General features: G+C 69.7%; 8 protein-coding genes and 2 pseudogenes. 4 read left to right on the forward strand and 6 right to left on the reverse strand.

Annotation, left to right across the window (positions count from 1 at the left end; genetic code table 11):
* Nucleotides 1–502, reverse strand: a pseudogene (locus DBR34_RS22100) (CDP-glycerol glycerophosphotransferase); the annotation flags it as partial.
* Here DBR34_RS22100 and DBR34_RS04020 point away from each other — a divergent pair.
* Nucleotides 387–1,205 (forward strand): glycosyltransferase family 2 protein, encoded by an 819-nt coding sequence (locus tag DBR34_RS04020; RefSeq protein ID WP_128095803.1) that lies wholly within the window; start codon nucleotides 387–389, stop codon nucleotides 1,203–1,205. The pseudogene DBR34_RS22100 and the gene DBR34_RS04020 sit on opposite strands and share 116 nt — an antisense overlap.
* Nucleotides 1,206–1,249: 44 nt before the next feature.
* Nucleotides 1,250–2,371, forward strand: coding sequence for a glycosyltransferase (locus DBR34_RS04025; RefSeq protein WP_128095804.1), 1,122 nt, complete (start codon nucleotides 1,250–1,252; stop codon nucleotides 2,369–2,371).
* 7 nt (nucleotides 2,372–2,378) lie between these two features.
* Here the strand turns inward: DBR34_RS04025 and DBR34_RS04030 are convergent, their stop codons facing one another.
* The 5 genes from DBR34_RS04030 to def form a co-directional block, all read right to left on the reverse strand.
* Entirely contained in the window at nucleotides 2,379–3,653 is a 1,275-nt protein-coding gene (locus DBR34_RS04030) for an O-antigen ligase family protein (RefSeq protein ID WP_128095805.1), read from the reverse strand.
* Between the two features lie 124 nt (nucleotides 3,654–3,777).
* Nucleotides 3,778–5,502 carry a glycosyltransferase family 39 protein gene (locus DBR34_RS04035; protein WP_128095806.1) on the reverse strand — a complete coding sequence of 575 codons (1,725 nt, stop codon included), beginning with the start codon at nucleotides 5,500–5,502 and terminating at the stop codon, nucleotides 3,778–3,780.
* Nucleotides 5,503–5,527: 25 nt separating this feature from the next.
* Nucleotides 5,528–6,868, reverse strand: coding sequence for a 16S rRNA (cytosine(967)-C(5))-methyltransferase RsmB (gene rsmB, locus DBR34_RS04040; RefSeq protein ID WP_128095807.1), 1,341 nt, complete (start codon nucleotides 6,866–6,868; stop codon nucleotides 5,528–5,530).
* 1 nt (nucleotide 6,869) lies between these two features.
* A complete protein-coding gene (fmt, locus tag DBR34_RS04045) occupies nucleotides 6,870–7,793 on the reverse strand; it encodes a methionyl-tRNA formyltransferase (protein WP_128095808.1) in 924 nt (307 codons plus the stop codon).
* A 99-nt stretch (nucleotides 7,794–7,892) separates the two neighbouring features.
* The gene (def, locus tag DBR34_RS04050) at nucleotides 7,893–8,405 is read right to left on the reverse strand and encodes a peptide deformylase (protein WP_128095809.1); all 513 of its coding nucleotides are present in this window, start codon (nucleotides 8,403–8,405) and stop codon (nucleotides 7,893–7,895) included.
* A gap of 124 nt (nucleotides 8,406–8,529) precedes the next feature.
* Between def and DBR34_RS04055 the strand changes: the two genes are divergently transcribed.
* Nucleotides 8,530–9,660 carry a LysM peptidoglycan-binding domain-containing protein gene (locus tag DBR34_RS04055; protein ID WP_128095810.1) on the forward strand — a complete coding sequence of 377 codons (1,131 nt, stop codon included), beginning with the start codon at nucleotides 8,530–8,532 and terminating at the stop codon, nucleotides 9,658–9,660.
* A 71-nt stretch (nucleotides 9,661–9,731) separates the two neighbouring features.
* A pseudogene (locus DBR34_RS21620) lies at nucleotides 9,732–9,930 on the forward strand (DNA-protecting protein DprA); the annotation flags it as partial.

Here is a 9,930-nt window from a genome sequence, read left to right on the forward strand (position 1 = left end):
CCGCGAAATGGCCCTGGCGCGCGGCGAGGTCGCGGAACGGCTCGGTCGTCGCCGGCCCCTGCGTGCAGTACAGGTCGAACAGGCCACGCACGCGGAAATGGCCGCGCGCGCTGTCGCGCTTCTGCACATTGAAGCCGTGGAAGACCTGCACCTTGGCCCCGGCGATGAACGGCGGCACCCAGTTGGCGGCGCTGAACACCGCGCGCGGGCGCAGCGCCAGCGCCTGCTTGAGGTCCACATTGGGCACCCCCGGCAGGCTGGCCCCGGCCGCCCCATCGGCGAACCAGGCCGACACCGATTGCCCGGACGCGTGCAACGCCTGGGCCAGAGGGGCGAGAATGGGCAGCGCATAACGCTCCGTCGCAAACAGCAGGTACTCGGCCATCATGTCCTCCACGACCGCTCCCACTGAACGGCCTCGCATCTCGGCCTGCATTATCGCGTTCAATGAAGCCGACCGCATCGGCGATTGCCTGGCCTCGCTGGCCTTCTGCGACGAGATCGTCGTGGTGGATTCCCATTCCACCGATGCCACCGTGGCCATCGCCCGCGCCGCCGGGGCCACCGTGCTGCAGCGCGCGTTCGACGGCTTCCGCAGCCAGAAGGCGTTCTGCGTTGAACAGGCCAGCCATGACTGGGTGCTGTGCCTGGATGCCGACGAGCGCGTCAGCGACGACCTGCGCGCGGCCATCCTGGCCGCCCAGTCCGATGGCTTCACCGGCCACCACGGCTACCGCTTCGCGCGCCTGTCCGAGTACTTCGGCAAGTTCCTGCGCCACGGCAATGCCTATCCGGACCGCGTGTTGCGCCTGTTCGACCGTCGCCACGGCGGCTGGCGCGGCAAGCGCGAGATCCACGAAGCGGCCAGCGTCGACGGCCGCGTGGGCGTGCTGCGCGGTGACCTCATCCACTACCCGTACCGCTCGCTGGAACAGCAGTTGAGCAAGACCCAACGCTACGCGCGGATGATGGCCGAGCACGAGTTCGCACGTGGCAAGCGCGCCACCCTGGCCAAGCTGGTCCTGGCCCCGGCGTGGCGGTTCTGGCGCGGGCTGCTGCTGCGCGGTGGCTTCCGCGATGGCTGGCACGGGCTGGTGTATGCCTACGTGCGCGCCAACTACGTGCGCCAGAAAACGATCATGCTGTGGATGCTGCAGCACGGCCAGCCGGTGAGCGACCCGCCGCGCCGCAGCGACGCCGCATGAGCGCTGCTGTGGCAGACTTCATGCGCGTTTGATCGAAGGCCTCCATGAAGATCCTCTACACCAACTTCCATTCCGGCGACGGCGGCGGCCACACCACCTACCTGGTGTCACTGGCGCGTGCGCTGTCGGCGCGGCACCAGCTGTTCATGGCCGCCCCGGACAACAGCCGCGTGCTGCGCGTGGTCCGCGACGAAGGCATTGCCGAACCGCTGGACATCGCCTTCAGCAGTGGCCTGCCCACGCTGCCCCAGCAATGGGCCGACACGCGCCGCCTGCGCCACCTGGTACAGCAGCACCGCATCGACATCGTGCACGCCAACGGCGCGCGCGACCATCGGGTGATGATGGAAGCAGTGGCCGGCCTGGCCCATCGGCCCAGGCTGGTGTTCACCAAGCACAACAGCAAGCCCAGCAACACCTTCGGCAACCGCCTGCGCGCGCGCTGGGGCACCGACCGGGTGATCGCCGTCTCCGCGCATACCCGCGACATGTTGCTGGACAGCCCTTACCGGCGCTGCCCGATCGACGTGGTACGCAACGGCGTGGACCTGGCCCGTTTCGCACCGGTCGAGGCATCGGCCGGCGCGGCGCTGCGTGCCCGCTGGACCACCGACCCTGATGCGCTGGTGATGGTGAGCAATGCCGGCACCGACGTCCACAAGGGCTGGATCGACCTGGTCGAGGCGATCGCCACGCTGCCCGAGCCGATCCGCGGCCATCTCCACGTGGCCGTGGCCGGCCGCGACGCCGACCCGCGCCTGCTGGCACGCGTGGCCGAGCTGGGCCTGGGCGCGCAGGTCCACCTGCCCGGCCTGCTGGAGGACATCCGGCCGTTCGTGGCCAGCGGCGATGCGGGCTTTGTGCTGTCCCACGACGTGGAGACGATATCTTTCGCCTGCCGCGAAATGATGGCGATGGGCAAGCCGGTGATGGTCAGTGACTACGCCGGCCTGCCGGAGAACATCGACCACGGCCAGGACGGGTGGATCGTGCCGGTGCGCAACATTCCGGCGATCGCCGCCCAGGTGGCCCAGCTGTATGCACAGCGCCACGACCTGGCCCGCATCGGCGTGGCCGCGCGCCAGCGCGCGGTGCGTGAGTTCGGCCTGGACACGTTCACCGGCCTGACCGAAGCCAGCTACGCCGCCGCCCTGCAGGGCGGTTGACCCGGGATCAGTCCGCCTGGCGCCGGCGCGCCGGGTCGGACAGGGCCAGGAACACCGCCACCCAGGTGGCGTAGAACGAGGCCGAGCGCATGTCGCGGAACATCATCTCGGTGAGGCCGAACACCAGGTAGCTGGCGCAGATCATCACCCCGGCACCGGCGAACAGGCGCCCGGCGTCGTCCTCCCGCCACAGCCGGCGCAGCAGCACCCAGCCCGGCGCGGCGTACAGCAGCACCAGTCCCAGCCCGCCGAGCACGCCGTAGGTGGCCAGGAAGTACAGCAGGTCGTTGTGGGTTTCGCCGTAATCGCGCGCCACGGTCGGCGACACCTGGCGGGTCTCGGCCAGGCTGCGCAGCTCTTCGCGGAAGCGGTCGCCCCCGCCGATGCCGAACACCGGCTCGCTTTGGATCATGTGCCCGGCCGCGCTCCACAGCTGCAGCCGGATGCATACCGAGGTATCGGCCAGGTGGGTCACCTGGCACTCTTCGAATTCGTTCACGCCCAGGTGGATGCGCTCGCGCAGGGTGCCGTCGCTCAGCACGATCAGCCCCAGCACGCCCAGCAGCAGCGCACCGGCCCAGGCCTTGTAGCGGTTGAGCCGGCGCCCCTGCACCAGCAGCGCGATGAACACCAGCACCGGCACCGCCAACAGCCCGCCGCGGGTCTGGGTGGCCAGGAACGCGCCCAGGCCGGCCACGCCGGTGATCAGTTTCAGCGCGAATTCGGTGCGTTTGAAGCGGGTGATGCGGTAGCCGAGCAGCAGCAGCGCCAGCATCGAAAACAGCAGCGTCAGGTTGCCGTAGGTCACCGTATTGAACTGGCGCGTGGCCGGGCGTCCGCCGGTACTCAGCACCAGCCAGCCGACGTTGATCACCGCATACCAGATGCCCAGCAGCAGACCGAAGAGGCCATGGGCCAGGACCGTGCGCGGAATCCGCAGCGCGGCGGCCAGGATCAGCAGCACGGTCAGGAAACGCGAGGCCTTTTCCACCTCCGAGCCCTTCCACAGCCCATGCACCATCAGGCTGGTCAGCACGCCGATGAGCATCACCGCCACGCCCACGCCCATCCACACATACTCGCGGCGGTTGTCGCACCAGACCTGCCCGGGCGCGGCCGGGCGCACCACCACCAGCACGATGATGCTCAGCAGGACCAGCAGGTAATAGCCCGCACTGCCACCGTCCAGGGTCGACATCAGCAGCACCGGGGACAACCCGAGCGCGATCGTGAATGCCCATGCCAAGGCGAGGTTGGCACGGACAGGACGGAGTGGAGGCATGGTCACGATCTGGGCAATGCGGCGTAATGACGGAAGAGGAACGGGTTCACCGGCCTCCATTCCAGGATCGGGCGAGCAGGCGGCATTGTCGCCGATCGACCCGTAATGATCCATGAGAGCACGCTCACTCCTCCGGTGCTTCCCTGCCCTGTTCCAGGGTGATCCGTGCCAGCTCCCGGGCGTTGGGCCGGCATGGGCCGACCACGGCATCGGCAGGCACCAGCCACCAGCCGCGGCGGTTGGACACGCCCACCCGTTCGGCACGGCGACGGTCGATGCAGTCCAGCACGGCCGCTTCCTGCACCAGCAGCCAACGCTGCCGTGGCGCCCGCGCCTGCCAGGCCACGGCGTCCTGCAACTGGCTGTACCAACGGCGCTTGAAGCCAAAGGTGGCCACCGGGCGGTCGGCCATCAACAGGTTCTGCTCCTTCCAGCCCACCAGCCCCAGCTGCGCGTCGGCGCCGATGCGTTGCCCGGCCTGCGCCATCAACCCGCGCGCGGAGCTGGAATCATTGAACAGCGGATAGCCCACCAGCCCGTAGGCCACCCAGACCATCGCCAGGGTCGACACCACGGCCACGTGACGCCGCCGCGGACCGCTGAAGCACAGGCTGGCCAGGCCCCAGGCGCCCAGCGCCACGCCGATCCAGCCCAGCGCCGCGGTCACCGACGTGTCGATGCCGCGCTGCACGATCAACCGGCTCTCAAAGCCCGGCTGACCGACCAGCATCGCAATGCCCGCGCCCAGCAGGGCCAGCACCAGCACCGCAGTGAACGCGCCCAGCAGCCACTGCACGTCGCGCCGCCGCAGCAACCCCGGCAGCAGCGGCGCCAGTGCCAGGCAGAACATCGGCAGCGCCGGCAGGATGTACACGTCGCGCTTGCCGTGCGGGATCGAGAAGAACAGCACGATCAGCAGCCACCAGCCCAGCAGCAGCAGGTAGCGCGGATCCCGGCGGCGCAGCCGGCGCCACCAGGCCGGGACCGCCCACGGCAGCACCAGGATCGCGGGGATCCACATCGACGGCATGGTGGCCAGGAAATACCACCACGGCTGGTGGTGGTCCCAGGATTGCGCGTAGCGCTTGGCGGTCTGCCGGAACAGGATGTCGTTCATGTAGGCCCGGTACTCCACCGAACCACTGGACGTGGCCGCCAGCACCATCGGTACCAGCCACAGCGCCACCGCCAGCACGAAGGCCAGCGGGGCCAGCCAGAAGCGCCAGTCGCGCACGTGCAGGCGAACCCGCGGCCAGCCCAGCAGCGACGCCACCGCCGCGGGCAGCACCATCAGCAGCGCCAGCACGCCCACGCCCTTGGTGATCACGCCCAGCCCGGCGGCAAACCAGCCCAGCCACCACCACCGCCACGCCGGCCCGCAGAGCAGGTGCCGCAGCAGGCCGTAGTTGGCCAGGGTGATGAAGAACACCACCAGCGGGTCGATCTGCGCCTTCTTGGCCTGGAAGGTGAAATGCACCGCAAACAACAGCGCCCAGGCCGCGTACACGCCCACCCGGCGGGTCCACAGGCGCCGGCCCAGGTCGTACACGCAGGCCAGCGTGCCCAGTGCGGCCAGCAGCGACGGCAGCAGGAACGCCACCCGCCAGTTGCCGAACACGCTGTAGAACGCGGCCTGCGCCCACATCAGCATCGGCGGCTTGTCCGAATACAACTCGGTGCCCCGGTGCGGGAACAGCCAGTCGCCGCTGAGCACCATCTGCTTGGCCACCAGCGCAAAGCGCGGCTCGTCCGACGGCCAGGGGTCGCGCAGGCCCAGACCGGCACCGAGCACCAGCAGGGCCATCGTGGCAAGCAGCCAGAACTCGCGTCTGGCAGGAGTGTTCAACATATGACGCGGGTCCAGCGGCGGGGTATCAGCCCTTTTTTAGCAGACGCGCGTAGAAGAAACCGTCTGCACCCTCCTCACCGGGCAGGCGCTGGCGACCGGCCCAGGAGTCGTGGCCGAACGCTTCACCCAATGGCAGGAAGCCTGCGCGGGGGGTGCGCTGCAGGAAAGACTCGACCTGGAACTGGTTCTCTTCCCGCAGGATCGAGCATGTCGCATACAACAGGGTGCCGCCCGGAGCCAGCATGCTGAAGCAGGCATCCAGCAGGCGCGCCTGCAGCGTTACCAGCGCCTCGATATCGGCCGGGCGGCGGTGCACCAGCACGTCCGGCTGGCGGCGGATGATGCCGGTGGCCGAGCACGGCGCATCCAGCAGGATGTAGTCGAACGGCTGCCCGTCCCACCAGCTGTCCGGCGCGGCGGCGTCGGCCGCCAGCACCCGCGCCTGCGCACCCACGCCGGTACGGGCGAAGGTCTCGCTGATGCGCTTGAGTCGGCGCGGGTCGATGTCCAGGGCCAGCAGCTGCAGGCTGGGGTCACGTTCCAGCAGGTGCGCGGCCTTGCCACCGGGCGCGGCGCAGGCGTCCAGCACCCGGGCGCCGGGTCGCGGGGCCAGGGCATCGGCCACCTGCTGCGCCGACAGGTCCTGCACCGACAGTGCACCGGCCGCGAAACCGGGCAGCGCGGCCACCGGCACGGGCACCGGCAGGCGGATCGCATCACTGCACAGCGGCGATGCCTCGGCCTCGATCGCGGCGGCGGCCAGCTGTTCCAGCACCGCCTCGCGGCTGCCGTGCTGGCGGTTCACCCGCAGCCACAACGGCGCCGGCTGCAGGCTGGCGGCGAACACGTCCTCGGCCTGCTCCGGCCAGTCCTGTTCGATCATGCCGGCCAGCCAGTCGGGGAATGCAGCGCGCGCCGGCTGGGCCGGGATGCCGTCGCGCTGGGCGCGGCGCAGCAGCGCGTTGACCATGCCGGCCTGGCGGTCGCGGCCCATCGCACGGGCGGCGTCGACCGTGGCCGACAGCGCCGCGTGGGCCGGCAGTTCCAGCGCATCCAGCTGGGCGAAGCCCACCAGCAACAGCGCGCGCAGTTCGTCCTCGCGCACGCCCAGCGGGCGCTGCATCCACTGGGCCAGGGCCGCGTCGTAGGCGCCGCGACGGCGCAGCACGGCAAAGCACAGGGCCTCCAGCAGGGCGCGGTCGCGGCTGTCGTCCAGGCTCGGCAATGCCTTGGCCAGTTCGGCCTTGAGCGAGCGGCCGCGGCCGATCACCTGGGCCAGCACCTTGGCTGCCAGTACGCGGGTGGGCACGCCGGGCGCGCTGGCGGCACGCTGCGGGGCCTGCTTGTCCTGCCGGAGCTGGGTCATTTCAGGCACCCACGCTCAGGTCGCGGCGCGCGTTGAGGTAGTCGGCCGCCGTGATCGCCTTGCCGCCTTCGCGCTGCAGTACCCGCAGGCGCAGGGCGCCCTGGCCGCAGGCGATGTCGATGCCCTCGCGGGCGGCCGCCAGCAGCGTGCCCGGGGCCTTGCCCTGGTTGTCCGGCAGCGCCACCGCACCGTGGATGCGCACGCGCTCGCCGGCCAGCTGGGCCTCGGCGATCGGCCACGGGTTGAAGGCGCGCACGGTGCGCTCCAGCGCCTGCGCGTCCTGCGCCCAGTCCAGCCGGGCTTCGGCCTTGTCGAGCTTGTGCGCGTAAGTCACCCCCGCCTCCGGCTGGGGCTGGGCAATCGGCTTGATTCCGGCGCGCAGCAGGCCCAGCCCGTCCGACAGCACCTGCGCGCCCAGTTCGGCCAGGCGGTCGTGCAGCTGGCCGCCGGTGTCGTTGGCGCCGATGGCCAGGTGCTGCTTGAGCAGCACCGGGCCGGTGTCCAGGCCTGCTTCCATCTGCATCAGGCACACGCCGCTTTCGCTGTCGCCAGCCTGGATCGCACGCTGGATCGGCGCGGCGCCGCGCCAGCGCGGCAGCAGCGAGGCGTGCACGTTCCAGCAGCCGTGGGTGGGGATGGACAGCACGGCCTTGGGCAGGATCAGGCCGTAGGCCACCACCACCATCAGGTCCGGTTGCAGGTCGCGCAGCTGCTGCTGGGCTTCGGGGGTCTTCAGGTGCTCGGGCTGGAACACCGGGATGCCACGCGCGATCGCCTCCAGCTTCACCGGCGACGGCATCAGCCCTCGCCCACGCCCGGCCGGGCGGTCCGGCTGGGTGTACACGGCCACCACTTCATGGTGGCGCGCGGCGGCGCGCAGCGAGGACACGGCGAACTCCGGCGTACCGGCAAAGACAATCTTCATGGCTACCCCACTTGCAGAAAGAAAAACGGCGCCGGTGGCCGGCGCCGCACAACCAGGCCCGGCCCGCGGTCAGCCCGCGCAGCCCGGCCCTTGGGCATCTCAGGCAACGTGCTTGCGCGCCTTGGCCAGCTTCTTGCGCACCATCTCGCGCTTCAGCGGGGACAGGTAATCGATGAACAGCTTGCCGTCCAGGTGGTCCATCTCATGCTGGATGCACACCGCCAGCACGCCGTCGGTGGTCAGTTCCTGCGGCTGGCCCTGGCGGTCCAGGAAGCGCACGGTGATCTGGTTGGCACGGGTGACGTCGGCAAAGATGCCCGGCACCGACAGGCAGCCTTCCTGGTAGACCTGGCCACCCTCGTTGGCGACGATCTCCGGGTTGATGAACACCCGCGGGGTGTCCTTCTCTTCACTGACGTCGATCACCATGAAGCGCTTGTGCACGTCCACCTGGCTGGCCGCCAGGCCGATGCCCGGGGCGTCGTACATGGTGTGGAACATGTCGTCGATCAGTTGCTGGAACGCCGGGGTGGTGACCTCGGCGGCGTCGATCAACGCGGCCTTGGTGCGCAGGCGCGGATCGGGAAACTCAAGAATGGGCAGGATAGCCATGGCAAATACCGGTAGGGGGCGCCGGTCAAAGCGGCGTACGTCGCAATTCTATCGCCAACGCTTGCCCTGCGCCCCGGTTTCTGGACTATAGTGCGGCAACCTGTTGGGGAATCAGGCACCACCTATGTTTGAACGTACTCGTACGGTCGTCGCCGTGGCGATGTTGACCGTTGCCACCTATGCTACCGCCGTTGAAGTGAATGGCGGGCACCCGGATACCTACGTCGTCCGCAAGGGCGATACCTTGTGGGACATTTCCGCGCGCTTCCTCAAGAAGCCGTGGCTGTGGCCGGAAATCTGGCAGGCCAATCCGCAGGTCAAGAACCCGCACCTGATCTACCCGGGTGACGTGCTGAGCCTGGCCTACCTGGACCGCGTCGTGGCCCAGCCCGGCCCGCGCCGGGAAGCGCCGATCACCGGCATTCCACTGGACCAGGTCGAACCCTTCCTGAAGCAGCTGAGCGTGGTCGACGACGTCAAGTCGCTGCCGTTCGTGGCCGGCCTGGAAGACGACCGCCTGCGCGCCACCAGCGGCCAGGTTGCCTATGTGCGCGGGCTGGAGGGGGCGGCAGTGGGCCAGCGCTGGTCCGTGGTCCGCCCGACCGTGCGCTACGCCCTGCCCAAGCCCACCGAGGATCTCACCGCCAATGGTGACGTCACCCCCGGCAGCGGCAACCTCTGGAAGGACTTCTTCGTCCCCAGCAAACGCAACCAGACGCTCGGCTACGAACTGGCCCAGGTCAACGTCGGCACCGTCACCAAGGTGGCGTCCGGCAAGGTGGATGTGACCACCATCGCCCTGCAGACCCAGGTCGGCGGGCGTGAAGTCAGGATCGGCGACCGCCTGGTGCCGGTGGAGGCAAACCCGTACGACCTGCAGTTCTTCCCGCACGTGCCGGCAGCCCAGACCGAAGGCCTGGACATCCGCGTGCTCGCGGTGGCCGACATGTTCCTGTCGGGTGGCCCGCGCGACATCGTGGCGATCTCCGCCGGCAGTGCCGACGGCATCGACAACGGCACCGTGGTGTCGCTGTGGCGCCAGGGCCGCCACGTGGCCAACCGGATGAAGTACCCCGGTTCGTCGCGGATGGACGATTCGCTCAGCGACGGTGCCGGCCGCATCACCCTGCCCGACGAATATGCCGCCCATGCGATGGTGTTCCGCACCTACGACAAGGTCAGCTATGCGCTGGTGATGGAGGGGGTCAAGCCGGTCCTGGTGGGCTACGCGGCAAAGCACCCTGACGCCCAGTAAGCGCAAAACCCTACGCACTACTCCGACGGCGCCCCAGGGCGCCGTCGCTGTATGCGGCCTAGCCTAGGCCGATGTGCGAAACCCTCCTGCCTGACCCCCGCGACGCCCTGCTCCGCCTGGTACTGGCCGGCGGCCCCCTGCCGCCGCGACGGCGCCTCCTGCAGGCCCATGCCGATCCCACCCTGGCCCTGCGGGCCGGTCCATCGGCCTGGCGGGCCAGCGGCTGCACCCCCGAACAATGCGCGCGGCTGGCCTGCCCCGACCCGGCTG

It is taken from the genome of Stenotrophomonas sp. HMWF003 (genome assembly GCF_003061285.1).
In the GTDB taxonomy this organism is placed as follows: domain Bacteria; phylum Pseudomonadota; class Gammaproteobacteria; order Xanthomonadales; family Xanthomonadaceae; genus Stenotrophomonas; species Stenotrophomonas maltophilia_AP.

Excerpts from the sequence above, each read along its gene's own strand:
- def (WP_128095809.1), bottom strand. The coding sequence starts at position 8,405 with ATGGCTATCCTGCCCATTCTTGAGTTTCCCGATCCGCGCCTGCGCACC.
- DBR34_RS04055 (WP_128095810.1), top strand. The coding sequence starts at position 8,530 with ATGTTTGAACGTACTCGTACGGTCGTCGCCGTGGCGATGTTGACCGTT.
- DBR34_RS04030 (WP_128095805.1), bottom strand. The coding sequence starts at position 3,653 with ATGCCTCCACTCCGTCCTGTCCGTGCCAACCTCGCCTTGGCATGGGCA.
- rsmB (WP_128095807.1), bottom strand. The coding sequence starts at position 6,868 with ATGACCCAGCTCCGGCAGGACAAGCAGGCCCCGCAGCGTGCCGCCAGC.
- DBR34_RS04035 (WP_128095806.1), bottom strand. The coding sequence starts at position 5,502 with ATGTTGAACACTCCTGCCAGACGCGAGTTCTGGCTGCTTGCCACGATG.
- DBR34_RS04020 (WP_128095803.1), top strand. The coding sequence starts at position 387 with ATGTCCTCCACGACCGCTCCCACTGAACGGCCTCGCATCTCGGCCTGC.
- fmt (WP_128095808.1), bottom strand. The coding sequence starts at position 7,793 with ATGAAGATTGTCTTTGCCGGTACGCCGGAGTTCGCCGTGTCCTCGCTG.
- DBR34_RS04025 (WP_128095804.1), top strand. The coding sequence starts at position 1,250 with ATGAAGATCCTCTACACCAACTTCCATTCCGGCGACGGCGGCGGCCAC.